Source organism: Streptacidiphilus sp. MAP5-3, assembly GCF_041262505.1.
GTDB lineage: Bacteria > Actinomycetota > Actinomycetes > Streptomycetales > Streptomycetaceae > Streptacidiphilus.
Map to the genome: position 1 here is coordinate 43,665 of NZ_JBGCCL010000024.1, position 26,257 is coordinate 69,921.

Consider the following 26,257-nt stretch of genomic DNA (forward strand, 5'->3'; position numbering starts at 1 on the left):
CAGAATATGGAAAGGGACGCCGGTTTGAACATGGACGATCGCCCTGCCGACGGCAGCCCGGCGCAGCAGCCCGACACACTGGACCTGGTGCGGTGCCGGGCCTGGATCGAGGCGGTGGCGACCGCCGTCGGTGAACGCAAGGGCGAGCTGACCGAACTCGACGCCGCCATCGGCGATGCGGACCACGGGACCAACCTGCACCGTGGATTCACGGCCGTGCGGGCCGCGCTGGGTGGCGACTTCGCGCCGGGGACGGTGGGGCAGTTGCTGGTGAAGGTCGGCATGACGCTGATCTCGAGTGTGGGCGGCGCGTCCGGCCCGCTCTACGGGTCCGCGTTCCGCGCAATCGGCAAGCAGTTGGCCACGCCGGAGGCCGACGCGGACCAGTTCGCGCTGGCGCTGCGGTCCGGGCTCGACGCGGTCCGGGCGCTGGGCGCGGCGGCGGCCGGGGACAAGACGATGGTCGACGCCCTCGGCCCGGCCGTCACGGCGTTCGACGACGCGGCCGGCAAGCGCCTCGGCTTCGCGGACGCGGCGCGCGCGGCAGCCCACGCGGCGGAGGACGGCGCGAAGGCGACGGTGCCGCTGCAGGCCCGCAAGGGCCGAGCCTCCTACCTGGGCGAACGCAGCATCGGTCACCAGGACCCGGGCGCGACCTCCACGGCGCTGATCTTCACCGCGCTGGCGGATGTCTTCCAGTGATCGAACGGTGATCGAACGAAACGAAAACGAAAGGGCCCGTCGGGTGGTCGTGCCACCCGACGGGCCCTCCGTCGTGTCATGCGCTCAGTCCTGCTCCGACGACTGGTCCCACTGCTCCCGCTGTGGCACCGCGCAGCCGTCCGGGCCGCAGACCGGGACGTCCTCACCCGTCGACGTCGGCAGGCCGGGAAGCTGGAGCAGCGGTACCAAGGGCACCAGAGGGGAGTCGGTGGGTGCGGCCGCGTCGTCGTTCATATGGAGGTCAACGGCTTCCCGCGCGCATTGATTCCGTCTCATCGCGTCAGTGGCCCAGCGTCGAGCCGGGGCGGACGATCATGATGATGGTGACGGCGACCCAGAGCAGGTTGAAGACGCCGGTGAACATCGCCAGCTGCTTGGTGTCCTTGACGGTGACCGCGCGGTCGCCGGCGCCCTTGCCGGTCAGCAGTTCCGTCTGGCGCGGCAGCACCAGGGCGGCGAGGACGACGGCGGCGATCGCGGTGAGGACGATCGAAACGATCACCCAGGTCTGGCCGGTGACCTTCATCACGCCCGCTGCCGCGAAGCCGAACATCGGCACGGCCAGGGCCACCAGGGCGTAGACCTTGCAGATCCGGTTGAGCACGCCCAGCGTCGCGGTCTGCTCGACCTCGTCGGGGGCGGCGAGCACCTTGCGTGCGACCGGCGGGAACATGCTCGCGGCGATCGCGACCGGACCGATCGCGATGATCGCGGCGATGATGTGGATGATCAGGAAGAGCTTCGTCACGGCGTTGAGTCTAGGCAGACCCCGTAACAGCCCCGCCTGCCGGGTCCGGCCTCGTCCCGGACAGCGCCTCAGGTGTCCAGGACAGGGCCATCAGGTGTTGCGGATCGCGGACCGGGGCGAAGCCCGCGCGGGCGTAGACGTCGTGCGCGTCCACGGTGGCCAGCATCAGCCGCTTGAGCCGGTACGACGCGAGCTCGGCGACGACCGCCTCGGCGATCCAGGTGCCGATGCCGCGTCCGCGCAGCTCGCGGGCGACGTAGACGTCGGCGAGCCAGGCGAAGACCGCGTAGTCGGTGACCACCCGCGCGAAGGCCACCTGTTCGTCGTCGCGGTAGACGCCGAAGACGAGCGAGTGATCGATCGATCGCATCACCGTTTCGTGGCTGCGACGCATCGCCCAGTAGGCGTCGGACGCCAGCCAACCGTGCACCCGGTCGCGGTCGATGCGGGCCGGGTCGGTGTCCAGCACGAGGCCGTCGGGCCGAGCGACCAGCATGCGTTGCAGCGTAGGTGGGACAGGGACGGTCCGCTCGCAATATTGTGCGGGTATGGATCTTGAAAAGATGGATCGGCCTTCGGTCGAACAGCGGCTTGAGGCGATCGAGCAGAAGCTGGACGTGCTCCTTGCCCACTTCGGCTTCGACGCCTCGGGGAACCGTGCCGGGTTCGGCGGCGACCCGGCCCTCGTCGACGTCGAGGACGCCGTGCGCGCGGGCAAGAAGATCCAGGCGATCAAGTTCTACCGCGAGCGGACGGGGGCGAACCTCCGCGACGCGAAGGCGGCGGTCGACGACATCGCCGCCGAGCTGCGGCGACGCGACGGCCGCGTCGAAAGCCGCTGACCGCCGCGCCACCTGACGGTCACACCCCGGCCGCGCGGACGGCCTCGTGGAACTCCGCCGCCAGGTCGATCAGGTGGTGGGCGTCCTTGCCGCTGCCCTGGAGGTCCAGCAGGAGTTCGTGCACGCCTGCCGCCGACGCCGCCGCCACGTCGGCGAGGATCTGGGCGCGGCTGCCGGTGAACTGCTGACGGCCCTCCTCGGGCAGGGCGTCCGGGGTGATCCGGATGTTGGCCCGGCCGATGAGCTCCATGCCGGAGGCGTCACGCCCGTGCGCTTCGGCCTCCTCACGGAGCCGGGCCCAGACGCCGGGCAGTTTGTCGAACGGCACCCCGACCGGCAGCCAGCCGTCCGCGCGGCGGGCAGCGCGGGCCAGCGCGGGACGGCTCGCGCCCGCGAGCAGCACCGGGATCGGACGGACCGGCTTCGGCCCCACCACGGCGGGGGCGACCTTCGTCCACCGGCCGTCGTAGCTCACCGGATCCGCGCCCCACACCGCCGCCAGGACGTCGAGCAACTCGTCGAGCTGCGTGCCGCGTTCGGCAAAGGGCACGACCGAGGCCGCCGCGTACTCGTCGTGGGACCATCCCGTGCCGAAGCCCGCCAGCACCCGGCCGCCACTGGCGGCGTCGAGCGTGGCGAGCTGCTTGGCCAGTTGGAACGGTATGTGCAGCGAGGCGACCAGCACGCTGCTGCCGATCCTGACCCGTTCGGTGACTGCGGCGGCCGTCGCCATCGTCATCAGCGGTTCGGCGACCGAGCGGTAGGTGTCGGGCCACGGCAGGCCGGGGACGCCGAAGAGACCCTGGGTGGGCTCCTCGGGCACCAGCAGCCGCTCGAACACCCAGACGCTGTCGTAGCCGATCCGCTCGGCGGCGCGTGCCACCTCCGCGACGTCCTTTCCGGGCGTGTACTGCTTGAACTGAGGCAGGCTCAGTCCGAGGCGCAGTGTCATGGCGGTCCTCTCCGTCGGCGAACTTTCCGTCGGTGAGGTCAATGTGCGGGGGCCCGCGCTTGTTCCCCGCGTCCGACGACCGCCGACTCGAGCCCGACTCCAGCCGGCTTCGAGCCGCGCGACCGTGCGGCGGACGGTGTGCGAACGGTCGATGAACAGTCCCTGAGACCCCTCCCACGCGTCCCGCGCGGTGGGCCAGGATCACGCCGTCTCGTCAGACGCGCACCACTCCAAGCACCCTGACAAGCCCCCTGAAAGGGACACCCATGCCTCGTCGTCGGATCACGACGGCCTCTGCCATCGCGGTGGTCGGGCTCGCCACGACCGCCGCGCTGCTCGGCCAGGCGTTCGCCGCGGACGCCCAGCCCGCCCACTCGGCCCAGTCGGCGCAATCCGGTCACCGTCACCGGAGTCCGGCGGGCTACTCCGTCGGTACGCCCGTCGTCGACACCGTCCAGGGCGGTCCGTGGACGCTCGCCCAGGGCGACCTGACGGCCGGTCAGTCCTACGGCTCGTCGCTGCCGGTCTACGCGGCGGGCGGCACGGGGACGGTCACCGTCGGGGGCGTCACCTACCCGAACCTGGCCGTCGACCCGGCCGCAGGCAGCGGCACCGTCCCGGCGCAGAGCGGCGTCACCGGCACGCCCGGCCCGCTCCCCGGCTACTGCAGCAGCGGCGGTGCGACGCCGGAGACCGGCACGGTCGTGCGTCAGCCCAAGGGCACCACGCTGCCGATGCAGCCGTACTACTTCCCCTTCGTCACCAGCAGTAACGGCGGTCGCACGCTGACCGGCCTGTTCGACTACCGGCCCAAGGACACCGACGAGGCCGTGGTCTCCGCCGTCTCCCACGACCACGGGAAGACCTGGACCTACACCGGCGAGGCGCTGGAGCAGAACCAGGGCCTGTGCGCCGACGGCAACACCGACGACGACGGCCAGGGCCACGCGTTCACGCTGACGGTCCACGGCAAGGAGTACCTCTACACGCTCAGCCGCCCGAGCGGTGACAACCTCGGCGTCAACCTGATCGTGCATCAGCTTCACCCGAAGGGTGACGACCCGCTGGCCGGGCTGCCCTCCGCCGAGCCGGTCGGCATGGGCGGCGCGACCACCGCGACCGCCGCGGTCTCCGTCCCGGCCGGTCCGGGCGGCGACGGCGTGACCGTCAACGTCGGCGACACCTCGAACTTCGAGCAGGCCGGCCACTTCAACGTCGACGGCCACATCGTCGACTGCAACGACAACAACGCCACCGCGACCGCCTTCACCGGCTGCACCACCCGCGACGGCAACGGCGTGCAGATCACCGCGGGCGACAAGGTCACGGCCGACGCGGTCATCCCGGCCGACGCTCAGCAGACCGGCGGCCTGATCGCGCCCGACGGCATCATCAGCACCGTCTCGCACCTGAAGGGCGCGCCGCGTGGCAGCGTCGGCGTCCTCTACACCGAGAAGATCGTCAACTACTACACGCCGACCACCACCACGGCCGCGGTCACCCTGCCCGCCGCCACCGTGCCGGTCGGCAGCACGGCGCAGCTGCCGCTGACGGGCGGCTCGATCACCGTCAGCCTCGGCACGGCGGCCGGGATCGTCCAGGTGACCTGCACCGGTGAGGACGCCACCGACCTGACCGGCTGCAGCGGCGGCACCGGTTCCGTCGCCAAGGGCAGCGACGTCGGCGCGCCCGGCGCGGCCGTCGCGCCCTACGCGACGCTGTCCAAGACCGGTGAGGGCAAGAACAAGCCCAAGACGCTCTTCGGCAACAACGAGGACTACACCGTCACCCGCGCCGCCTACACCACGGACGGCCTGCACTTCACCGACCTGGGCCAGGTCAGCGGCCTGAACGACCCGACCTCCAACAGCGCCAGCGTGCTGCGCTGGGTCGGTTCGCGCGGCACCGTCATCACCAACCGGGACGGCAGCTACGGCCTCTTCCTCTCCGGCGCGTACGCGGCGGACGGTGACAGCGACGCGTTCAACCAGATCTTCTACTCGTCCTCCAAGGACGGGATGAACTGGTCCGCGCCGCAGAAGCTGATCGGCACCGACTACACCTTCTCGGCGCTGCAGCAGCTGAACGCCAAGGGCGGCCCGCTGGGCGTCTCCGGCTACTACTCCGGCCGCGTCTACGACCCGACCGTGGTGCCGAACGCCGACGGCACGCTGACCATGCTCTTCGCCGGCTACTCGACGCCGAAGCCGCTGCCGAGCGTCGGCGACACCTACGGCACCAACGCGGCCGCGCTCTACACGGTCGGCGCCGCGCAGCCCGCCGAGTACCGCACCATCCTCAGCGTCACCCTGCGCCCGAACGGGAACGGCTGACACCTCTGAACGTCACCGGCGGAACACTCCCTCCGCCGGTGACACTCCCTCCGCCCGTGCGCTCCGCCCGTGCGCTACGCGCCCGAGTCGCCGTCCTTCGACCGCCCTGCGGTCGGGACGCGGCTCGGGCGCGGTCGTTCCTCCGCCTCCAGCAGCGGCAGGTAGCGCGGCGCGACCACCTGGGACAGCGCGATGACGCTGGTGGACCGGGACACGCAGGGGATCCGGCTGATCTCGATGAGGGTCTGCTGCAGCCCGTCGTGCGAGGTCGCGGCGACCCGGCACTGTACGTCGCTGGAGCCGGTGGTGCCGTAGGCGTCCAGCACGCCGGGAACCTGGGACAGCTCGTTCGCCAGCTCGGCCAGGCTGCCCTGGGAGATCTCCAGGTTGACGAAGGCCATCACCGGGAACCCGGCGGCGGCCAGGTCGACGTCCGGTCCGTGGCCGGTGATCACTCCGTCGGCCTCCAGCCGCTGGATCCTGGCCTGGACCGTCGCCCGCGACACGCCGGTCAGCCGGGAGAGCTCCAGGAACCCGGCACGCGGATGGTCCTTGAGCGCGCGGATCAGCAGCACGTCCAGCTGGTCGGGTTTTCTGCGCTGAGCTTCCATCTGGCGGCCTTCCTTTCCGGATCAAGCTTGGCAGATTGCCTACCTCGACCGCCGGACGTTGTCAGCGAGCGAAGCTAGGCCCTGTACTGCTGATCGTCAATACTGGTCCTGTCAGGGCGCCGGACGGGGTCTGTCCGGGGGCCGAAGGCACAGCAGCCCGGGAGGCGACGAAGGTGGCCTACTACCGCAGCGTGGGGGCGATCCCCCCGAAGCGGCACACGCAGCACCGAGCAGCCGACGGTTCGCTCCACTACGAGGAGCTGATGGGCGAGGAGGGCTTCTCCTCCGACTCCTCGCTGCTCTACCACCGCGCGATCCCTTCGGCCATGGTCGACAGCCGGGTCTGGCGGATCGACGACGCCAAGCCGGAGCCGAACCACCCGCTCAAGCCGTTTCACTTCAAGCTGCACGAGCTCTTCCCGGGCGCGTCGTGGCGGCAGGCCGACCCGGTCCGTGACCGGCGGGTCGTGCTGGCCAACGCCGACGTCCGGATCGCCTATGTCGCCGCCGGGCTGCCGTCCCCCCTCTACCGCAACGGGATCGGGGACGAGTGCGTCTACGTCGAGTCCGGCGCGGGCGTGATGGAGAGCGTCTTCGGCAGCATCGAGGTGCGCCAGGGCGACTACGTCGTCATCCCGCGGGCCACCACCCACCGCTGGCTGCCGACCGGCGACGCGCCGCTGCGCCTCTACGCGATCGAGGCCAACAGCCACATCACCCCGGCGAAGCGCTACCTCTCCAAGTACGGCCAGCTGCTGGAGCACGCGCCCTTCTGCGAGCGTGACCTGCGCGGCCCGGTCGGCCCGCTGGTGGTCGAGGACGGCCCGGACGCGGACGGTTCGGGCGAGGACGTCGAGGTCTACGTCAAGCACCGCGTGGGCGGCGGCATCGGCGGCACCGTGATGGTGATGCCCACGCACCCCTTCGACGTGGTCGGCTGGGACGGCTGCCTCTACCCGTACGCGTTCAACATCGCCGACTACGAGCCGATCACCGGCCGGATCCACCAGCCGCCGCCGGCCCACCAGGTCTTCGAGGGCACCAACTTCGTCATCTGCAACTTCGTGCCGCGCAAGGTGGACTACCACCCGCTGTCGATCCCGGTGCCGTACTACCACGCCAACGTGGACAGCGACGAGGTCATGTTCTACTGCGGCGGCGACTACGAGGCCCGCAAGGGCTCCGGGATCGGCCAGGGCAGCGTCTCGCTGCACCCGGGCGGCCACACCCACGGCCCGCAGCCGGGAGCGTACGAGCGCAGCATCGGCGCGGAGTTCTTCGACGAGCTCGCGGTCATGGTCGACACCTTCCGCCCGCTGGACCTCGCCGAGGGCGCCCGCGCCACCGACGACGGCCGCTACGCCTGGAGTTGGAGCGGACGCGGCCCGGCGGACCAGCCGCACCGCGACACCGACGGGGGGACGGCGGAGTGAGGCCTGCGCACTCGGTGCCGCCGCTGTTCACCGGCCTCTGCGACGACGCGGCCCTCTTCCCGCCCGGCAACGCCCCGGTCGAGGACGCCGTCCCGGCGCACCGGGCCCACCGCAAGGCCTGGTACGCACCGCTGATCGGACCGTTCCTGCTCGGCGCGGACAGCATCGCCGACGTCGGCGCGGCGGCGGGGGAGGAGCCCCTGGACGTCGTGCTGGTGGTCCGCGCCGGACCGGCCGCGTTGCCCGCCGCCATGGCGCAGTTGGAGAAGTGGCCCGCGCTGCGCCCGGTCGGCGTGGAGCTCGGCCCCGACCCCGAAGGCTCCCCGGCCGAGTCCGCCGCACGCGGCTGTGCCGCGCTGGACCGGGAGTTGCCCGGCCAGCACGTCACGGGCGCGGTGGAACTCCGACGTGGCCCGGGTCTCGAACTGACCCTGGACGTCGTCGCCGCGTCGCCGTACCGGGCCAAGTACCGCACCGGAGGCCTGGATCCGGCCGCCTTCCCGAGTGTCGAGGAGCTGGCGGCGTTCGTCACCGGCTGCGCGATGCGCGAGGTCGCGTTCAAGTGCACGGCCGGGCTGCACCATGCCGTACGGAACACCGACCCGGCGACCGGCTTCACCCACCACGGCTTCCTCAACATCCTGCTGGCCGCGCACTTCGCGGTGCAGGGCGCGGACGTCGAGGCGGTGTCGCAGGTGCTCGGCGACCACGGCGCGGACGGACTCGCCTCCGTGGCGGCGGATCTGACGCCCGCACAGTCCGTGGCCGCGCGTGGTGCGTTCACCGCCTACGGGACGTGCAGCGTGCTGGAGCCGCTGGAGGACCTCTCCGCCCTCGGGTTGCTGCCCGCCGACTGACGTCTGCCTGATGGTTGACGATTCATCACCTCCCGCCCGTACCGCTACCGTTCTCTGTCGACCCGTCGACCTGTCGACCACCCCGTGGAGCACCGCGTGACCACCGCCTCCTGGCTGGACCTGCCCGCCGACTCGCCGTTCGGGATCCACAACCTCCCCTACGGCGTCTTCAGCACCCCGGACGACCCGCGCCCGCGGATCGGCGTCGCCGTCGGCGAGCAGGTCCTGAACCTGGCGGCGGTGGCCCACACCGTCGGCGTCGAGCCGGAGCTCACCGACCTGCTCGACGCGCCCACGCTCAACCCGCTGCTGGGCGCCGGACGCCCGGTCTGGACGCGGGTGCGCGCGCTGCTGACCGAGTGGTTGACGGACCCGGCCTTCCAGGCCGCCGTCGAGCCTGAACTGACGCCACGTCAGAACATGACGCTGTATTTGCCGTTCCAGGTCGGCGACTACGTCGACTTCTACGCCTCCGAGCACCACGCCGCCAACCTGGGCCGCCTGTTCCGTCCCGGCAGCGAGCCGCTGACGCCCAACTGGAAGCACCTGCCGATCGGTTACCACGGCCGCTCCGGCACCGTCGTGGTCTCCGGCACACCGGTCGTCCGCCCGCAGGGTCAGCGCAAGGCGCCGGCGGACGCGCTCCCGAGTTTCGGTCCGAGCCGCCGCCTCGACATCGAGGCCGAGGTCGGCTTCGTCGTCGGCGCGCCGTCCGAGCTGGGCGACTCGGTGTCGCTGGACGGCTTCGCAGACCACGTCTTCGGCGTCTGCCTGGTCAACGACTGGTCCGCGCGCGACATCCAGAGCTGGGAGTACGTGCCGCTCGGCCCGTTCCTCGGCAAGTCCTTCGCCACCTCGGTCTCGCCCTGGGTGGTGCCGCTGGAGGCCCTGCAGCACGCCCGCGTCGCCCCGCCCGCGCGCGACGTCGAGCCGCTGCCGTACCTGGACGACCGCGATGCAAAGGAGCCCTGGGGCCTGGACCTCTCCCTCGAGGTCCGCCTCAACGGGACCGTGGTCTCCCGACCGCCGTTCGCGGCGATGTACTGGACGGCGGCGCAGCAGCTCACTCACATGACGGTGAACGGCGCGTCGGTCCGTCCCGGCGACCTGTTCGCCTCCGGCACGGTCAGCGGCCCGGACCGCGGCACCGAGGGCGCGCTCATCGAGCTCACCTGGAACGGCGAACGCCCCGTCACCCTCCCGGACGGCACCACCCGCTCCTTCCTGGAGGACGGCGACGAGGTCACCATCACCGCGACCGCCCCGGGCCCGGGCGGCACGGTCATCGGCTTCGGCGAGGTCTCCGGCCGCATCCTGCCCGCCCGGGGCTGAGCCTGCTGCGGCTGCGGTTACGGCTGGGCACGAGCCGGGCGTGGGGAGGGCGCGTGCAGCCACCCTTGCGGCGCGTACGGGTGGCGCAGGGGGCCTCGCTCCACCACGCTCGGGAGAGGACCGGCTCGGGACGGGGCCGGCTCGGGAGGAAGAGGGCGTCATGGCATTCCCGCCCGTCGAGGAGATCCGCCGCACCGCCGCCGAGGGGTGGATCTGGGGCTACGCCCTGCTGGAGAACTACCACGTGCTCTACCAGCAGGCGGTCGAGGGCGGGGTGGGCTTCGGCGTGTTCCACCACGAGACCGCGCCCGGCGGCCCCGACGGGCCGCCGTCCGCGTGGGCGTGGCTGGACCTGCGGTCCGAGCCGTGGGTGCTGACCGTCCCGGCCACCGAGCGTGGCTACGTCGTGGCCGTGCACGACCTGGACACCAGCTATGTCGGCTTCGTCGGGTCGGGCAGCACCGGTGGCGAGGGCGGACACCACCTGCTCACCGGCCCCGGCTGGCAGGGCCGGGTCCCGGATGGCGTGACCGGTGTGCTGCGCGCGGACACCACCCTCGTCGGCCTGACCGGCCGCACCCAGCCCGTCGCGGACGAGGACGGCGCGGAGGCGGTGTACACCGCCTTCCGGCGCGGCTTCCGGATCCGGCCGCTCAGTGACTACCTGGGCCGCGGCGCGCCCGAGCCCGCACCCGAGCCGGCCTGGCCGATCTGGCGCGAGGAGGCGATGGACACCGTCGAGTTCTTCGCTGTCCTCGACTTCCTGCTCGGGTTCTGCCCGGTGCTGCCGTTGGAGGCGGTGCTGCGGGAGCGGCTGGCGGCCCTCGGGGTCGGCACGGACGGTGAGTTCGAGCCGGGCGACCTCCCGGCCGGTGCGGAACAGGCCTTCGAGCACGGGATCGCCGACGCGCGCCACCGTCTGGCCGCCGCCAAGGCCGCGCGCGGCCCCGAGTCCGTCCTCTTCGGCACCCGCGCCGAACTCGCCGAGAACCCGCTGGCCCGCGCGGTCGGCGCGTCCGTCGGTCTGCACACCCTGCCGAGCTACGCCTGGTTCTGAGCCAGGTGGCCCCTTGGCCCCTTGGCCCCTTGGCCCCTTGGCCCCATGGCCCTGTGGCGCCTTGGCGCCCTACCTCCCGACGCGGCGCAGCGCGCCCTCCGCGCGCAGGTCGGCCAGGGTCGGGTAGCCGTCGACGGCCATGATCAGGTCCGCCTCGGCGAGCAGCGTGCGCAGCACGTGCCCGATGCCGTCGGTGCCGCCGAGGGCGAGCCCGTAGGCGTAGGGGCGGCCGATCCCGACCGCCGTCGCGCCCAGCGCCAGTGCCTTGACCGCGTCCGCGCCCGACCGGACGCCGGAGTCGAAGAGGACCGGCAGGCCATCCGCCGCCTCGACCACACCCGGCAGCGCGTCCAGCGCGGGCAGACCGCCGTTGGCCTGGCGTCCGCCGTGGTTGGAGCAGTAGAGCGCGTCCACGCCCGCGTCCTTGGCGCGACGGGCGTCGTCCGGATGGCAGATGCCCTTGAGGATCAGCGGCAGCCGGGTCAGCGAGCGCAGCCAGGCGAGGTCGTCCCAGGTCAGCGGGTTGCCGAAGATCTGCGTCCAGGCCAGCACCGCCGAGGTGGGGTCCTCCTCCGGGGTCTTGTCGAGCCGGGAGCGGAAGACCGGGTCGCTGAAGTAGTTGGCCAGGCAGTGCCCGCGCAGCTGCGGGAAGTTGCCGGTGGAGAGGTCGCGCGGACGCCAGCCGGTGACCCAGGTGTCCAGGGTGACCACGATCCCGGCGAAGCCGGCCGCCTCGGCCCGCTGCACCAGGCTGGCGGCCAGCTCACGGTCGGTCGGGGTGTAGAGCTGGAAGAGGCCGGGCGTCCCGCCGAACTCCTTGGCGACCTCCTCCATCGGGTCCACCGACAGCGTCGAGGCGACCATCGGCACCCCGAGCCGCGCGGCGGCCCGCGCCGTCGCCAGATCGCCGTGACCGTCCTGCGCGCAGAGCCCGATCACCCCGACCGGGGCCATGAACAGCGGGGTCGGCAGCGACAGCCCGCACAGCTCCACGGTGAGGTCGCGCTGCTTGGCCCCGACCAGCATCCGCGGCACCAGGCCCCAGCCGTCGAACGCCGTGACATTGCCGTCCTGCGTCCGCTCGTCGCCCGCGCCGCCCGCGACGTAGGACCAGATCCCGGGCGGCAGCGCGGCCTCCGCCCGGCGGGCCAGCTCGGCGTGGGCCATCGGCAGCTCGGGCAGGCGGCCGAAGAGTCCGTTGAAGTAGATCTCGTTCTGGTAGTCGCCGAACTGCGCACTCATCGAGCCGATCGCCTCCCTGGCAGCGGGTGTCGCCCGCCAGCCTCCCGCCTCGGGTGATCACTGGCAAGCACGCGAGCCAGGGGGGAGGAGGTGAGAATGGGGACGTGGTCACCGGCGTGGTGGACATCGGCACCGAGGTACGCGTGGACGAGGCCGTCCGCGCCGCGCCTGCGCCCGCGCTGCACGGGCTGGTCGGCTGGTACTCCGGCTACCGCCAGCGCGGCCTCCCGGAGGCCCGCCACCGCGGCCTGCCCTCGCCGTGGCTGACACTGATCCTCACCCTGGACGAGCCGCTCAGCATCGCCGCCCACCCGGATCCGGCAGGTGCGCCCGGCGAGTACCCCACCCTGCTCGGCGGCCTGCACACCTCGCCCGCACTGATCGCCGTGCCGGGACGGCAGTCAGGCGTGCAGATCGCCCTCAGTCCGCTGGGCGCGCGGTCCCTGCTGGGGCTGCCGGGCGGCGCGCTGGCCGGGATCGACGTCCACGCCGACGACGTGCTGGGCGCTGACGCCCGCGAGGTCCACGAACGGCTGCGCGCGGCCACGGGATGGCCGGAGCGGTTCGCGGTCGTGGACGGCTGGTTGGTGGGTCGCCTGCTGCGTGGCGCGGTGGCGTCCGGCCGGATCTCGTCCGTGCCGCCCCCGGAGGCGGTGCACGCGTGGCGGTTGCTGGTCGCCAAGGGCGGGCGCATCCGCGTCGACTCGCTTGCCGCGGAGGTGGGTTGGAGCGCACGGCACCTGCAGAGCCGGTTCGTCGCGGAGTTCGGCCTCAGCCCGAAGGCCGCGGCCCGTGTCGTCCGCTTCGACCTGGCCAGACGCCTCCTGGCCACCCGCCCGGACCGCCCCGACCTCGCCGGTCTGGCCGCGGACTGCGGCTATGCCGACCAGTCCCATCTGGACCGTGAGTTCGCCGCGTTGGCGGGGTGCTCGCCGAGTGCGTGGCTCGCGGAGGAGTTCCGAAACATCCAATCCGGCCACCACCCGGCGAGTTGATGCTGGGAGCAGCAGCCCGTCCGGAGAAGCCGGAGCAGCAGGAGCAGAAGGAGGCGCATCCACCATGCCCACCGATCCCGCACCGCAGGTCTGGCCGACCTTGCGCGCGAACGACGCCCGCGCGCTGATCCGGTTCCTGGTCGACGCGTTCGGCTTCGAGGAGACCGTCGTCCACGGCGAGGGCGACGACGTCCAGCACGCCCAACTGAGCTGGCCGGAGGGCGGCGGCGTCATGCTCGGCTCGGTCCGCCCGGACCAGACGGGCGACGCGTGGCCGCTTCAGCCCGGCGTCTTCGGCGCCTACGTCGTCACCGCCGATCCGGACGCGGTCCACGCCCGCGCCAAGGCAGCGGGCGCGGAGATCACCGCAGACCTCCACGTCACCGACTACGGCTCCCGCGACTTCGCCGCCCGCGATCCGGAGGGCAACCGCTGGTCCTTCGGCACGTACCCGGGCGAGCCGAGGTAGACCGTGCTCCCGGCCCGGTAGGTGCACCACCGGGGGCGCGGGGATTCTGCAGGCGAGCAAGCGTCCACTTGGCCCCAAAGGCTTGCTCAGTGCAGGGCCGGGTGGTCGGCGACCACCGTGCAGGAGCCCGGGGCGATCTCGGTGAAGCCGGCGTCGCGGACCAGCGGCAGCCCCGCGTCCGGTGACGTCAACTCCGCCCACCGCGCGGCCTGCGCGGGGCGCACCGCCAGTGGGAAGCCCTCGGCGCGCCAGGCAGCGCGCGCCTCGCCCCCGAGTGCCCACCAGGCGAGCTGCGCGGCGTGGCCGACCTGGGCCATCGCCTTGCCGGTGGACATGGTCAGCTCCGGGTTGAGCCAGAGCACCGGGGTGTCGGGGGCGGCCGGGGGAGGGGGAGTCTCGTCGGTCAGTTCGGTGCCGGAGACCTGGAGCTTGGCCAGTTCCTTCGGCCAACCGTCCAGCGGGATCGGCGGGAAGACGCGGACCTCCGCGGCCTTGCCGACCGTGGTGAGGCCGGGCAACTCCGCCGCGCGGCGCCACTCGCCGCCGCGGGCGCGGCGGACCACCTTGCGGATCCGGGCGTCCTCCCAGGCCGCGACGGCCTCGGCCCACTCGCCGTCCGGCTCGGTCACCCGCTCGTCGCTCAGGAAGGCGAGCACGGCGCGTGCCGCCGTCTCCAGGGCATCGGTGTGACCGGGCGGGTCCGCGCGCTCGACCCGGACGACGAGGGGGAGCACGTACTGCGGAGCGCTGTCCCGCAACTCGGCCTGGTCGGCGAAGGGGTTGGCCGACGGAGTGTCGGTCGGGGCGGGTGCGGAAGAGGAGTGCTCAGCGTTGGTCGTCACCGGTCCAGTCTCCCAGGCGTGTGGAGCGGTCGTCCGGTGCGCCCTCTGCACCGCGCGCCCCCTGCGCGCCTCCCCTGTCCGCGCCTCTGAGGTTCCTCTGAGGGTGATGGTTCGATCACGTTCTGCTACGCGCGCTTATGCGTCATGACCAGCGCAGATCTACTCGACAGTAAGATCTGCTGATCTTGCGCCCAACAAGTGCATGTTCTGTGCATGTTGACGAGATGTCAGGCCCCTGCTTCGCTGTGCATGCACAACACCACCACAGGTGGTGGCAGCCCTGTTTCCCCTGATCCACGCGCTACGGGCAGTCACGTGTACACCCAAATGATGTGTACACGACAGGACGTTCTCCATGAGAGGATCCGCAGACGATGGGCATCCCCCTTCGCGGTGGAGCGGCACGCGCGGCCATGGCCGGCCTCGCCTCGCTCTCCCTGGCCGGCGCAGTCGCGTTCGGCATGGCCACACAGGCCGACGCGGCCCCGGCACACACCGCCGGCGCATCGACCGCAAGCACCCAGTCCGCCAATCCGTACAACCCGGCCACCGGACACTCCTACCGGCACGGTGTGATCCCGACCCTCTCGCAGAACGCGAAGATGAAGTCGTGGGCGGCCTCGCACGAGTCACCGCAGGCCACGACGGGTCCGGAGACGCTGTCCTACGGCGGCGGCATCAACAGCGTCGGTGTGCTGGACGGTCACGCCAAGGTCTACCTGGTCTTCTACGGCAACCAGTGGGGCACCCAGAGCACCAACAGCAGCGGCGACGACACGTTCTCCGGTGACCCGGACGGCGGCGCGCCGGCCGCGCAGGAGATGTTCAAGGGCATCGGTACCGGTAACGAACTGTGGTCGGCGACGCTGACGCAGTGGTGTGACGGCACCGGTGTCTCCTCGGGGGCGACCAGCTGCCCGGCGTCCGGCGCCAGCTACGTCCCCTACATGAGCGGCGGCGTGCTGTCCGGCGTCTGGTACGACAACTCCAAGGCGGAGCCGAGCGCGGCGACCGGCAACCAGCTGGGCACCGAGGCCGTCAGCGCGGCGGCGCACTTCGGGAACACCACCTCCGCCGCCAACCGTGACGCCTACTACGTCATCCTGTCGCCGACGGGCACCAACCCGGACAACTACCAGGGCCAGTACTGCGCCTGGCACGACTACACCGGCGACTCCTCGCTGACCGGCGGTGCGGTCAACTCGCCCTACGGCGACCTGGCCTTCTCCAACCAGCCCTACAACATGGACTCCGGTTCGGGCTGTGGCGTCGGGTTCGTCAACTCGCCCGGAACGCTGGACGGGTGGACCATCACGATGGGCCACGAGTTCGCGGAGACGGTCTCGGACCAGTTCCCGGCGGGCGGTTGGACCAACCAGCAGTCCGGCAGCAGCTACAACGGCCAGGAGAACGGCGACGAGTGCGCCTGGCTCTCTCCGGGCACGGCGGGCGGCGCGGGCATGGTCTCCATGGGCACCGGCTCGTTCGCGATGCAGGCGACCTGGTCCAACGACACCAACGAGTGCGACCTGTCGCACGCCATCGTCAACCACGGCGGTAACACCGTCACGGTGACCAACCCGGGCAGCCAGACCTCGACCGTCGGCACCGCCGCCTCGCTGCAGATCAGCGGCTCCGACTCGGGCGGCGCGAGCCTGACCTACACCGCCACCGGTCTTCCGGCGGGTCTGTCCATCTCCTCCTCCGGTCTGATCTCCGGCACCCCGACCGCCGCCGGCACCTCCAGCGTGACGGTCAAGGCCACCGACAGCACCGGCGCGAGCGGCACCACCTCCTTCACCTGGACCGTCAACTCGCAGGGCGGCAACGAGACGGTCAGCGTGACCAACCCGGGCAACCAGACCGCGACGGTCGGCACCGCTGCCTCGCTGCAGATCAGCGGTTCGGACTCGGCGGGCAAGTCGCTCACCTACAGCGCCACCGGTCTTCCGGCGGGTCTGTCGATCTCGTCCTCCGGTCTCATCTCCGGCACCCCGACCACGGCCGGGACCGACAGTGTGACGGTCACCGCCTCCTCGGGCACCGCGTCCGGCAGCACCTCCTTCACCTGGACCGTCAACTCGTCCACCGGCGGTTGCACCAGCCCCGGCCAGAAGCTCGGCAACCCCGGCTTCGAGTCCGGTAACACGACCTGGTCCGCCACCTCCGGTGTCATCGGCCAGTACAACTCGTCGGGTGAGCCGGCCCACTCGGGCACCTGGGACGCGTGGCTGGACGGTTACGGCACCACCCACACCGACACCCTCTCCCAGAAGGTCGCGATCCCGGCCGGCTGCAGCGCCAACTTCTCCTTCTGGCTGCACATCGACACCGCCGAGACCACCACGACCACGGCTTACGACACCCTCAAGGTCCAGGTTCTGAACAGCAGTGGCACCGTGCTCGGCACCCTGGCCACCTACTCGAACCTGAACGCCGCCAACGGCTACAGCCAGCACTCGTTCAACCTGAGCAGCTACGCCGGGCAGACGGTCACCCTGAAGTTCACCGGCAGCGAGGACGCCAGCCTGCAGACCAGCTTCGTGGTCGACGACACGGCGCTGAACGCCTCCTGAAACACCCGCTGATCGGATCTGATCCGACGGCACGGCAGTAACCGGCCGGTGGCCGTGACGCTCAGCGCGTCGCGGCCACCGGCTCCGTGTTGTCCGGCAGCACTTCTGTTTCTGCCCGAAGCATGGACAGGGCCTGGCAGCGGGCCTAGCTTGACGAGCGCGCTCCGCCCCCGCTCGAAGGGAGTTGTCGGATGACCCGCGACCTCTGGCCGGTCGGTATGCCCCGCACGCTCGACTATCCGACCACCGGGCTGCACACCCTGCTCCCCTCGGCGGCCCGTGCCCACGGTTCGCGCACCGCGCTGGTCGACGGCGAACTACGGCTGAGCTTCACCGAGTTGCTCGACAAGGCGCTGCGCTTCGCGCAGGGGCTGCGGGAGCGCGGAATCGGCCGAGGCGGTGTGGTCGCGCTGGTGCAGCCCAACAACCTCTGGTTCTCCGTCAGTTACCACGGCTCGCTGCTCGCCGGGGCGACGGTGTCACCGATCAACCCCACCCAGCCGCCGGAGGCGCTGGCCGCCGCGCTGCGTGAGGTCGACGCCGCCGCCCTGGTCACCCACCCCGCGTACCTGACCGCCGTGGCGCAGGCGGTGGAGGAGTTCGAGCCGCCGCTGATCGTGCTGGTGCCGCCGACGGCGACCGCGCCCGCGCCGCCGCCCAAGCCGGGTCCGCCGACCGCGAGCCCCGCGTCCACGGGGGCCGCCGGGGTGGTCCCACTGGCCGAACTGCTCGCCGCCGAGCCGGCTCCCGCCACGGTACGAACGCCGGACGACCTCGCCCACCTCTCCTTCACCGGCGGAACCACCGGCCGCTCCAAGGCGGTTCGGGTCCGCGACCGCCATGTCTGGGCCAACGTCCTGCAGTCGCTCTGCGCTCGTGCCGCCGTGCTGCCCGAGTACGACGCCGACGGGATGGTGACGCTCCGTCAGGTCGCGGGCGCGGCAACGCCGTGGACCGCGCAGATCGGTGCGGAGCTCGGGGTCAACGTGGTCCCGGTCTTCCACGCCATGGGCCTGATCAGCGCCAGTATCGCGGTGTTGGGCGGAACGACGGTCGTCGCCCACGGCCGGTTCGAGCCGCACGCGTTCCTCGCGGCCATGGTGCGCAACGGCGCGACCGGGCTGACCGGCTCGCCCGCCCTGCATCACGCACTGCTCGCCGCCATCGACGCGGGGTCCTACGACCTGCGGGCGGTGCGCCTGGTCAACTCCGGTGCCGCGCCGCTCGATTCGCCGACCATCGCGCGCCTCGCCGCGGCGTTCCCCAACGCGGCCGTCGCCGAGGGCTACGGGATGACGGAGGCGACCATGGCGCTGACCATGGTCACGCCTGACCGCGACCACCCCAACGAGCCCGGCAGCGTGGGCGTTCCGCTCTTCGACACCGAGTTGGAGATCCGCTCGCCCGCCGACCCGGCCAAGGCGCTGCCCGTGGGCGAGACCGGCGTGGTCTTCGCCCGCGGCCCGCAGATCGTCGACGGATACCTGAACCGCCCCGAGCTCACCGCCGAGCAGTGGGTGGACGGCTGGCTCAACACCGGTGACGTCGGGCGGCTGGACGAGGACGGTCAGCTGTTCCTCTCCGGGCGAGCAAAGGACATGCTGATCTACAAGGGCTACAACGTCTATCCGACGCAGCTGGAGGAGGTGCTGGCCGCGCATCCGGCGGTCGCGCAGGTCGCCGTCATCGGCGCACCGCACCCGGACGCGGGCGAGGTCCCGGCCGCGTACGTGGTGCTGCGTCCGGGCGCCGAGGTGTCGGCGGAGGGGCTGACGGCGTTCGTGGCCGACCGTGTCGCGCCCTACCAGCGGATCAGGGAGCTGTACTTCCTGCCCGCGCTGCCCGTCTCGGCGGCGGGCAAGGTGCTCAAGACCGAGCTGCGCGCACTCCGCGCCCGCAAGGGCCGGAGGGAGTGACCACAGGCGGCGCCGCGAAGTCGTCACCGTCGAGGCACTCCCGGAGAACGCCACCGGGTCGGGGGTCGTAGCCTTCCTCTAGAGTGCAGGCAAGCCTTACGACCGAGGAGCAAGCGTGTCCGACCTGGCGTCCGCGTCCCAGCAGCAGGTGCAGCAGGAGATCGCCCGGGATCTCCAGGTGAGCCCGACCTTCGACGCCGGGCAGGAGATCGAGCGCCGGGTGGCCTTCCTCGCGGAGCGGCTCACGTCCACCGGGCTGCGCGCGCTGGTGCTCGGCATCAGCGGCGGCGTGGACTCGACCACCGCCGGTCGGCTCTGCCAGCTCGCTGTGGAGCGGGTCCGCGAGGCCGGGGGCAACGCTACCTTCTACGCCATGCGCCTGCCGTACGGCGTCCAGGCCGACGAGAAGGACGCCCAGCTGGCGGTGGAGTTCATCCGCGCCGACAAGGTGCTGACCGTCGACGTGAAGCCCTCCAGCGACGCCGCGCTGGACGCCGTCCTGGCCGGTGACGCGGTCTTCCGCGACGAGCACCACCAGGACTTCGTGCAGGGCAACATCAAGGCCCGGCAGCGCATGGTCGCCCAGTACGCCGTGGCCGGCGCGCACGACGGGCTCGTGGTCGGCACCGACCACGCCGCCGAGGCGGTCTCCGGGTTCTTCACCAAGTTCGGCGACGGCGCGGCCGATGTGGTCCCGCTGACCGGCCTCACCAAGCGGCGCGTCCGGGCCGTCGCGGATGCGCTCGGCGCGCCCGCCGAGCTGGTCCACAAGACCCCGACCGCCGACCTGGAGACGCTGAACCCGGGCAAGCCCGACGAGGACGCGCTCGGCGTCACCTACGACGACATCGACGACTTCCTCGAAGGCAAGCCGGTCGCCGAGGACGCGTTCGCGGCGATCGTCCGTCGCTACGGCATGACCGAGCACAAGCGGCAGCTGCCGATCGCTCCCTGAGCGTTCTGCCTTTTGCTGTGGCCCGGGGTCTCGTGCTCCGGGCCACAGCTGTAGACGTCCCCGGGTCAGGCCTTCGGGATGTCGAAGTAGTGCGTCAGCCGGGCGGCCAGGCTGAGGTCCCCGGTGACCTTGAGCTTGCGCGAGAAGAACATCGTCACCGGGCTGGCGTTGCCCGAGACCAGGCTGAGGAACTCCGCGTCACCGAGGGTCAGCGTGACCTTGGGGGTCTCCTCGCTGCGGCCCTCGGTCACGGCGCAGCTGCCCTTGTCGATGGCGGTCTCGAAGACGCTCTCGCCGTCCTCGCCCACCTTCCAGCGGATCAGCGCCACGGTCTGACCGGCGTTGTCCGGGCGGAACTGGCGCTCCATGCGCCCGAAGACCTCGCGCAGGACCTGGAGACGCAGCTCGCCGCGCATGATCTCGCGGATCTCCTTGGCGGAGAGCCCGTTGACCAGCCGGGCGAACTCCTGCGGGGAGACGGTGGCGAAGTCCAGCTCGGCGAGCTGCGCTGCGGTGGTGTCTGCCATGACGGGCTCCTGTGACTGATGGGTGGGGTGGGGTGATGCCCGCGCGACGGGCGGACGGGCGGACGGGTGCACGGGCGGACAGGCCCTATGTGGCGCTGACCCGGCCGAGCAGATGGCGGCGGTCCGCCGTCGGGTCGGTGAGCTGGAAGGACCAGTCCCGCTCCGCCACGCGCGCCGCCCGGAACCGCACCGAGCCGGGGAGCAGCACCGGCGTGCGGAAGTCCACGCCGACGGTGAACGCGTCGGGCAGGTGCGGCTCCAGCGCGGCCAGGCAGCGGGCCTTGGTCCACATGCCGTGTGCGATCGCGCGCCGGAAGCCGAAGAGGCGGGCGGTCAGCGGGTGCAGGTGGATGGGGTTGCGGTCGCCGGAGACCGCACCGTAGGCGCGGCCCAGGTCGCCGGGCAGCGTCCACGACGCGTCCAGCTCCGCGCCGGTCAGCTCCTCGTCGACCGGGCGTGGGCCTTTGGCGTCATCGCCAGGTCCGCGGTGCAGGTAGGTGCTGACGGAGCGCCAGACCCGCTCGGCGTCGGCCGTGGTGGCCTCCGCGACGACGTCGAAGACGCGGCCCTTGGCGTGCGGGCGCGGCGCGGTGGTCCGGACGAGGTGGTCGAGGCGGGTGTCCGGGGCGACCGGTCGCAGCTGCTCGATCCGGTTGGCCAGATGGACCAGGCCCAGCAGCGGCAGCGGGAAGTCCCTGGCCGTCATCAGCGCCATCGAGAGCGGGAACGCGACCAGGTGCGGATAGGTCGCGGGCAGCCGGTCCACGGCCGCGAACCCGCACAGCTCGCGGTAGCGGTCCAGCCGTTGCGGATCGGGCGCGACGTTGCGCAGCCGTACCGCGCGCTCGGGCACGGAGGCGCCGTCCCGGCGCGACTTGGGCAGCACGGCACGGGCGTACAGGCTTGCGATCGACGGAGTTCCGCTCAGTTCGATCACGTCGATCGCGCTGTCTGTCGAGTCCGTTGTGATCATTCGATCACGCTCCCAGCAGGGCCTGGCCGCAGACGCGCAGCACCTGACCGTTGACGCCGGCGCTGGCCGGGGCCGCGAAGAAGGCCACCGCCTCGGCCACGTCGACCGGTTGGCCGCCCTGCTTCAGGCTGTTGAGTCGGCGTCCGGCCTCGCGGATGAAGAGCGGGACGGCCGCGGTCATCAGGGTCTCGATAAAACCCGGAGCGATCGCGTTGATCGTGATCCGACGGTTCGAAAGCCCGGGGTCGTCGGCGAGCGACTGCACCAGTCCGATCAGACCGGCCTTGCTGGCCGCGTAGTTGGTCTGGCCGACATTGCCCGCGATGCCGCTGATCGAGGAGGTGCAGACGATCCGTCCGTCCTCGCGCAGTACGGGGGACTGCGCTGCCGACGGGCTCTCCAGCAGCGCCTCCGTCAGCCGCTCCACCGCGGTCAGGTTGACCGCGACGACCGCGTCCCACTGCGCCGCCTCCATCCGGCCGAGCGTCTTGTCGCGGGTGATGCCCGCGTTGTGCACGACGACGTCCACACCGCCGTGGTGCTTGCGGAGGTGGGCCGCGACCCGCGCGGGCGCGTCCACGGCGGTGAGGTCCAGCTCCAGCGTCGCCCCGCCGATCCGGTCCGCCACCGCTCGCAGCTCGGCGGACTGCGCGGGCACGTCCAGGCAGACGACGGTGGCGCCGTCCTGCGCGAGCGTCTCGGCGACGGTCGCGCCGATGCCGCGTGCGGCGCCGGTCACCAGCGCCACCAGACCGGCCAGCGGCGCACCCCAGTCGAGCGCCTCGTCCCCCTGCCCGCCGGCCACCGGGGCGATCCGCAGCACCTGCCCGGAGACGTAGGCGGAGCGGGCCGAGAGCACGAACCGCAGCGTCCCGGCGACGGTGTTCTCCGCGCCCGGTGCGACCAGCAGCAGGTGGGCGGTGGCACCGCGCCGCAGCTCCTTGCCGACCGAGCGGACGAACCCCTCCAGCGCACGCTGCGCGGCGGCCTCGCGCGCGTCGCCCGCCAGCTCGGGCGGAGTACCGAGGACAACGACCCGCCCGCAGGGCGCGAGCGAGCGGATCCGGGAGCGGAAGAAGGCGTGCAGCGCGGAGAGTTGGGCGCTGTTGGTGATGCCCGTGGCGTCGAAGACCAGGGCTGCGGGGGAGTCGGCGGCATCCGGGACGGTGACACCCCAGGAGTCCAGCAACTCCCGTACCGGCTTGGCCAGTCGGCCGGTGCCGGTACCACTCTCGCCGGTGCCACTCTCGCCGGTGCCGTCGCCGACGAGCACCGGCCCGGAGATGTCGGGACGCCCGGGCCGACGCCGGATCAGCGGCTCGGGTCGCGGCAGGCCCAGCCGTGACGCGACGAAGCCGCCAGGGCCGCTCGCGGTCCACGAGAGGTAGCGGTCGGGCATCTTGATTTCTCCTTACGGCTGAGTAAGTTTACTAGAGAGTAAGGACTAGCTCGCCCGCCGCACAAGGAGCCGTCGACGTGCCATCCCCCGCCTCTCCTGCCGCGTCGCCCGCCGATCGGTCGGCCGTGCCGTCGGCCGTGCGCCGCGTGGCGATCGTCGGCGGCAACCGGATCCCGTTCGCTCGCGCGGACGGCCCCTACGCGACCGCGTCAAACCAGGAGATGCTGGGCGCGGCACTGGCCGGGCTGGTCGACCGGCACGGCCTGACCGGCGTCCGGCTGGGGGAGTTCGTGGCCGGTGCGGTGCTCAAGCACAGCCGTGACTTCAACCTTGCGCGCGAGGTGGTCCTCGGCAGCGCGCTCGACCCGCGCACCCCCGCCTACGACCTCCAGCAGGCCTGCGGCACCGGCCTGGAGGCGGTGATCCTGCTCGCCAACAAGATCGCGCTGGGTCAGGTCGACTGCGGCGTCGCGGGTGGTGTCGACACCGCGAGTGACGCGCCGCTGGGCGTCAATGACGAGCTCCGGCGCGCACTGCTCGGCGCACGCCGGGCGCGCAGCCTGGGCGGACGCGTGCGCGCCCTGGCCGGTGTGCGTCCTCGCCACCTCGTGCCGGACATCCCGCGCAACGCGGAGCCGCGCACCGGTCTCTCCATGGGCGAGCACGCGGCCCGGACCGCCGTCCAGTGGGGCGTCAGCCGTGCGGACCAGGACGCCCTGGCGGCCACCAGCCACCAGCGCCTGGCCCGCGCCTACGAGGAGGGCTTCTTCGACGATCTGCTCACCCCCTACCGAGGATTGACGAAGGATCAGAACCTGCGACCCGACAGCACGGCGGAGAAGCTGTCCCGGCTCAAGCCGGTCTTCGGCGGCGCGGACGGGACGATGACGGCGGGCAACTCCACGCCGCTGACGGACGGGGCGTCGACGGTGCTGCTGGCGAGCGAGGAGTGGGCCGCGCAGCGCGGCCTGCCGGTGCTGGCATACCTCACGCACTCCCGCACGGCTGCGGTCGACTTCGTCGGCGGCGAGGACGGGTTGCTGATGGCACCGGCCTTCGCGGTGCCCGAGCTGCTGGCGGCGGCCGGGACGACGCTGGGCGAGCTCGATCTCTACGAGATCCACGAGGCCTTCGCCTCTCAGGTGTTGGCCACGCTGGCCGCGTGGGAGAGCGCGGACTTCTGCAAGGACCGGCTGGGCCTTGATGCTCCGCTCGGCTCGGTCGACCGCGACCGGCTGAACGTCAACGGGTCCTCGCTGGCGACGGGCCACCCCTTCGCCGCCACCGGCGGCCGGATCGTCGCCACGGCCGCCAAGCTGCTGCACGAGCGTGGCGGCGGCCGTGCCCTCATCTCCATCTGCGCGGCGGGCGGTCAGGGCGTCACCGCGCTGCTCGAAGCGCCGCAGCCGCGGTAGGCCGGCGCCCCGCCGAGCTCAAACCCCTGCCCCTGCCCCTGCCCCTGCCCGGCTTCCGCAGCCGTTGCGCCTCATCCACGTCTGGACCGCCCCACGCCGCACCACCCCCACTCACAGGAGCCGCGTATGGGAACCACCTTCTTCCGGGACCTCAGAGCCGCTCGCGCGCGGCCCGAACTCGCGGAGCGGGTCGAGGTGGAGATCGTCCGCGAGGACGGCGTCGTCCGGGAGGTGCGGGCCGCGCCGCTGGTGCCGGAGCCCACGCGAGGGAGCCTGGCGGACATCCCGTTCGACAACGCCGCCGCAGCGCCGCAGTACGTCGCGCTGCGCCGCCTGGTGGGCGGGAGTTGGCAGCCGGTCAGCGCCGCCGCGTTCGCGGACGCGGTGCGGGCCACCGCCAAGGGCCTGATCGCGGCGGGCGTGGAGCTGGGCGACCGGGTCGCGCTGATGGCGCGGACGCGCTACGAGTGGACCGTCCTGGACTTCGCCGTCTGGGCGGCGGGCTGCCAGACCGTCCCCGTCTACCCGACGAGCTCGGCCGACCAGGTCGACTGGATCCTGCGCGACTCGGGCGCGGTCCTGCTCCTGCTGGAGAGCCCCGAACTGGCCAAGCTGGCCGCCCCCGTGCTCGACGGACTCCCGACCCCGACCCGGATGCCGGTCCCGTCCGTCGACGAGGACCTGCTCGGATTCCTCGCCGACCTCGGCCGGGACGTGCCGGACGCCGACGTGGAGGCCCGACGGTCGGCGCTCACCCCGGACACGGTCGCCACCCTCGTCTACACCTCCGGAACCACCGGGCGCCCCAAGGGCTGTGTGCTCACCCATGCCAACCTCCATGCGGGCTCAGCCAACCTGGTCGAGCTGCTGCAGCCGGTCTTCGTCGAGGCGACCCACCAGGACCCGACGACGCTGCTGTTCCTGCCGCTGGCCCACGTGCTGGGGCGGATGCTGCAACTGGCGTGCCTGATCGGGCGGATCACCCTCGGGCTGTTCCCCTCCATCAAGCCGGACGAACTGCGGCCGGAGCTGGAGCGGTTCGGGCCGACGTTCCTGGTCGCCGTCCCGTACTTCTTCGAGAAGGTGCACGGCACCGCCCGTGCCATGGCCGAACGGATGGGCCGTGGCACGTCGTTCGTCCGCGCGGACCGGATCGCCGTCGCCTACGGGGAAGCGGAGATGCGGCGGCTGCTCGGCACCGGCGACGGGCCGGACCTGCTGCTCCGCGTCGCGCACGGGCTCTACGACCTGCTGGTCTACCGTCGGGTGCGCAAGGCGCTGGGCGGATCGGTCCGGTACGCGGTCAGTGGCGGCTCGGCGCTGGATCCGAGGCTGGCGCGCTTCTTCTTCGGCTGCGGGATCCTCGTCTACCAGGGCTACGGCCTCACCGAGACCAGCGCCGCCACCACCGTGATGCCGCCGCTGGACCCCCGCCCCGGCAGTGTCGGACGGCCGGTGCCGGGCGCGACGATCCGGATCGCGGCCGACGGCGAGGTGATGCTGCGCGGCGGAAGCGTCTTCACCGGCTACTGGAACAACCTGGAGGCCACCCAGGCCGCCCTGCCTGGCTCGTGGTTGGCCACGGGCGACCTGGGGCGGCTCGACGACGAGGGCTACCTCTCCATCGTCGGGCGGAAGAAGGACATCCTGATCACCAGCGGCGGCAAGAACGTCTCGCCGAGCGTCCTGGAGGACCGGCTGCGCAGCCGTCCTCCCGTCGGTCAGTGCATGGTGGTCGGCGACGGCCGCCACTACATCGCCGCACTGGTGACGCTGGATCAGGAGGCCGTCGAGCACTGGCTGTCCGTCCGCAAGCGCGCCAAGGACACGCCGTTCGGGCAGCTACGCCAGGACCCGGAGCTGCTGGCCGAGGTGCAGCGCGCGGTCGACTACGCCAACGAGGCGGTGTCGCGGGCCGAGTCGATCCGCCGGTTCACCGTGGTGGCAGGGGAGTTCAGCGAAGAGAACGGCCTGCTGACCCCGTCCCTCAAGGTCAAGCGCCATGCGGTGACGACCGCCTACGCGCGCGAGATCGAGGAGCTCTACGGCGGGTGAGGTCT

The 26,257-nt window shown here is 72.0% G+C and carries 24 protein-coding genes; 14 read left to right on the top strand and 10 right to left on the bottom strand.

Features of this window, described 5'->3' with window-relative positions; translation table 11 throughout:
* Window positions 1-30 precede the first annotated feature (30 nt).
* Window positions 31-702 (top strand): dihydroxyacetone kinase subunit DhaL, encoded by a 672-nt coding sequence (dhaL, locus tag ABH928_RS27765; RefSeq protein WP_370071324.1) that lies wholly within the window; start codon window positions 31-33, stop codon window positions 700-702.
* 84 nt (window positions 703-786) lie between these two features.
* Here the strand turns inward: dhaL and ABH928_RS27770 are convergent, their stop codons facing one another.
* The 3 genes from ABH928_RS27770 to ABH928_RS27780 are packed head-to-tail and all read right to left on the bottom strand — an operon-like array spanning window position 787 to window position 1,967.
* Window positions 787-957, bottom strand: coding sequence for a hypothetical protein (locus ABH928_RS27770; RefSeq protein WP_370071326.1), 171 nt, complete (start codon window positions 955-957; stop codon window positions 787-789).
* Between the two features lie 46 nt (window positions 958-1,003).
* Window positions 1,004-1,471 (bottom strand): hypothetical protein, encoded by a 468-nt coding sequence (locus ABH928_RS27775; protein WP_370071328.1) that lies wholly within the window; start codon window positions 1,469-1,471, stop codon window positions 1,004-1,006.
* 10 nt (window positions 1,472-1,481) lie between these two features.
* Complete coding sequence (locus ABH928_RS27780) at window positions 1,482-1,967, bottom strand: GNAT family N-acetyltransferase (RefSeq protein WP_370071330.1); 486 nt, start codon at window positions 1,965-1,967, stop codon at window positions 1,482-1,484.
* 67 nt (window positions 1,968-2,034) lie between these two features.
* Between ABH928_RS27780 and ABH928_RS27785 the strand changes: the two genes are divergently transcribed.
* Window positions 2,035-2,313, top strand: coding sequence for a hypothetical protein (locus ABH928_RS27785; protein ID WP_370071332.1), 279 nt, complete (start codon window positions 2,035-2,037; stop codon window positions 2,311-2,313).
* Window positions 2,314-2,332: 19 nt separating this feature from the next.
* Here the strand turns inward: ABH928_RS27785 and ABH928_RS27790 are convergent, their stop codons facing one another.
* A complete protein-coding gene (locus tag ABH928_RS27790; RefSeq protein ID WP_370071334.1) occupies window positions 2,333-3,265 on the bottom strand; it encodes a TIGR03619 family F420-dependent LLM class oxidoreductase in 933 nt (310 codons plus the stop codon).
* Window positions 3,266-3,531: 266 nt separating this feature from the next.
* Between ABH928_RS27790 and ABH928_RS27795 the strand changes: the two genes are divergently transcribed.
* Window positions 3,532-5,598: a hypothetical protein gene (locus tag ABH928_RS27795; RefSeq protein ID WP_370071336.1), complete on the top strand. Its 2,067-nt coding sequence runs from the start codon at window positions 3,532-3,534 to the stop codon at window positions 5,596-5,598.
* Between the two features lie 74 nt (window positions 5,599-5,672).
* On the opposite strand, the gene ABH928_RS27800 is transcribed toward ABH928_RS27795, so the two are convergent.
* Window positions 5,673-6,209 carry an Lrp/AsnC family transcriptional regulator gene (locus ABH928_RS27800; protein ID WP_370071338.1) on the bottom strand — a complete coding sequence of 179 codons (537 nt, stop codon included), beginning with the start codon at window positions 6,207-6,209 and terminating at the stop codon, window positions 5,673-5,675.
* 173 nt (window positions 6,210-6,382) lie between these two features.
* Between ABH928_RS27800 and ABH928_RS27805 the strand changes: the two genes are divergently transcribed.
* The 4 genes from ABH928_RS27805 (at window position 6,383) to ABH928_RS27820 (ending at window position 10,888) form a co-directional block, all read left to right on the top strand.
* Complete coding sequence (locus ABH928_RS27805; protein ID WP_370071340.1) at window positions 6,383-7,642, top strand: homogentisate 1,2-dioxygenase; 1,260 nt, start codon at window positions 6,383-6,385, stop codon at window positions 7,640-7,642.
* Entirely contained in the window at window positions 7,639-8,499 is an 861-nt protein-coding gene (locus ABH928_RS27810; RefSeq protein ID WP_370071342.1) for a hypothetical protein, read from the top strand. Before ABH928_RS27805 ends, ABH928_RS27810 begins: the two co-directional genes overlap by 4 nt.
* Before the next feature lie 96 nt (window positions 8,500-8,595).
* A complete protein-coding gene (gene fahA / locus ABH928_RS27815) occupies window positions 8,596-9,831 on the top strand; it encodes a fumarylacetoacetase (RefSeq protein ID WP_370071344.1) in 1,236 nt (411 codons plus the stop codon).
* A gap of 160 nt (window positions 9,832-9,991) precedes the next feature.
* On the top strand, window positions 9,992-10,888 hold the full coding sequence (locus ABH928_RS27820; protein WP_370071346.1) for a DUF1254 domain-containing protein: 897 nt from the start codon (window positions 9,992-9,994) through the stop codon (window positions 10,886-10,888).
* A gap of 69 nt (window positions 10,889-10,957) precedes the next feature.
* Here ABH928_RS27820 and ABH928_RS27825 read toward each other — a convergent pair whose 3' ends face one another.
* Window positions 10,958-12,130 (bottom strand): alpha-hydroxy-acid oxidizing protein, encoded by a 1,173-nt coding sequence (locus tag ABH928_RS27825; RefSeq protein WP_370071348.1) that lies wholly within the window; start codon window positions 12,128-12,130, stop codon window positions 10,958-10,960.
* A gap of 104 nt (window positions 12,131-12,234) precedes the next feature.
* Between ABH928_RS27825 and ABH928_RS27830 the strand changes: the two genes are divergently transcribed.
* Both ABH928_RS27830 and ABH928_RS27835 read left to right on the top strand, forming a co-directional pair.
* Complete coding sequence (locus ABH928_RS27830) at window positions 12,235-13,125, top strand: helix-turn-helix domain-containing protein (RefSeq protein WP_370071350.1); 891 nt, start codon at window positions 12,235-12,237, stop codon at window positions 13,123-13,125.
* A 64-nt stretch (window positions 13,126-13,189) separates the two neighbouring features.
* Window positions 13,190-13,594: a VOC family protein gene (locus ABH928_RS27835; RefSeq protein WP_370071352.1), complete on the top strand. Its 405-nt coding sequence runs from the start codon at window positions 13,190-13,192 to the stop codon at window positions 13,592-13,594.
* Between the two features lie 86 nt (window positions 13,595-13,680).
* On the opposite strand, the gene ABH928_RS27840 is transcribed toward ABH928_RS27835, so the two are convergent.
* On the bottom strand, window positions 13,681-14,436 hold the full coding sequence (locus ABH928_RS27840) for a peptidyl-tRNA hydrolase (RefSeq protein WP_370071354.1): 756 nt from the start codon (window positions 14,434-14,436) through the stop codon (window positions 13,681-13,683).
* 374 nt (window positions 14,437-14,810) lie between these two features.
* Between ABH928_RS27840 and ABH928_RS27845 the strand changes: the two genes are divergently transcribed.
* The 3 genes from ABH928_RS27845 (at window position 14,811) to nadE (ending at window position 19,883) form a co-directional block, all read left to right on the top strand.
* On the top strand, window positions 14,811-17,012 hold the full coding sequence (locus ABH928_RS27845) for a putative Ig domain-containing protein (protein WP_370071356.1): 2,202 nt from the start codon (window positions 14,811-14,813) through the stop codon (window positions 17,010-17,012).
* Between the two features lie 191 nt (window positions 17,013-17,203).
* Window positions 17,204-18,928, top strand: a complete 1,725-nt coding sequence (locus ABH928_RS27850) for a class I adenylate-forming enzyme family protein (RefSeq protein ID WP_370071358.1) — start codon at window positions 17,204-17,206, stop codon at window positions 18,926-18,928.
* Window positions 18,929-19,043: 115 nt separating this feature from the next.
* Window positions 19,044-19,883: an ammonia-dependent NAD(+) synthetase gene (gene nadE, locus ABH928_RS27855; RefSeq protein ID WP_370071360.1), complete on the top strand. Its 840-nt coding sequence runs from the start codon at window positions 19,044-19,046 to the stop codon at window positions 19,881-19,883.
* A gap of 65 nt (window positions 19,884-19,948) precedes the next feature.
* Here the strand turns inward: nadE and ABH928_RS27860 are convergent, their stop codons facing one another.
* The 3 genes from ABH928_RS27860 to ABH928_RS27870 all read right to left on the bottom strand — a co-directional run bounded on the left by ABH928_RS27860 (window position 19,949) and on the right by ABH928_RS27870 (window position 22,782).
* Complete coding sequence (locus tag ABH928_RS27860) at window positions 19,949-20,410, bottom strand: SCP2 sterol-binding domain-containing protein (RefSeq protein WP_370071361.1); 462 nt, start codon at window positions 20,408-20,410, stop codon at window positions 19,949-19,951.
* 85 nt (window positions 20,411-20,495) lie between these two features.
* Complete coding sequence (locus ABH928_RS27865) at window positions 20,496-21,383, bottom strand: MaoC family dehydratase (protein WP_370071362.1); 888 nt, start codon at window positions 21,381-21,383, stop codon at window positions 20,496-20,498.
* A gap of 4 nt (window positions 21,384-21,387) precedes the next feature.
* Window positions 21,388-22,782, bottom strand: a complete 1,395-nt coding sequence (locus ABH928_RS27870; protein WP_370071363.1) for a 3-oxoacyl-ACP reductase — start codon at window positions 22,780-22,782, stop codon at window positions 21,388-21,390.
* Between the two features lie 125 nt (window positions 22,783-22,907).
* On the opposite strand from ABH928_RS27870, the gene ABH928_RS27875 reads away from it, so the two are divergent.
* Window positions 22,908-24,197, top strand: coding sequence for an acetyl-CoA C-acetyltransferase (locus tag ABH928_RS27875; RefSeq protein WP_370071405.1), 1,290 nt, complete (start codon window positions 22,908-22,910; stop codon window positions 24,195-24,197).
* A 126-nt stretch (window positions 24,198-24,323) separates the two neighbouring features.
* Window positions 24,324-26,252, top strand: coding sequence for a long-chain fatty acid--CoA ligase (locus tag ABH928_RS27880; protein WP_370071364.1), 1,929 nt, complete (start codon window positions 24,324-24,326; stop codon window positions 26,250-26,252).
* Window positions 26,253-26,257 lie beyond the last annotated feature (5 nt).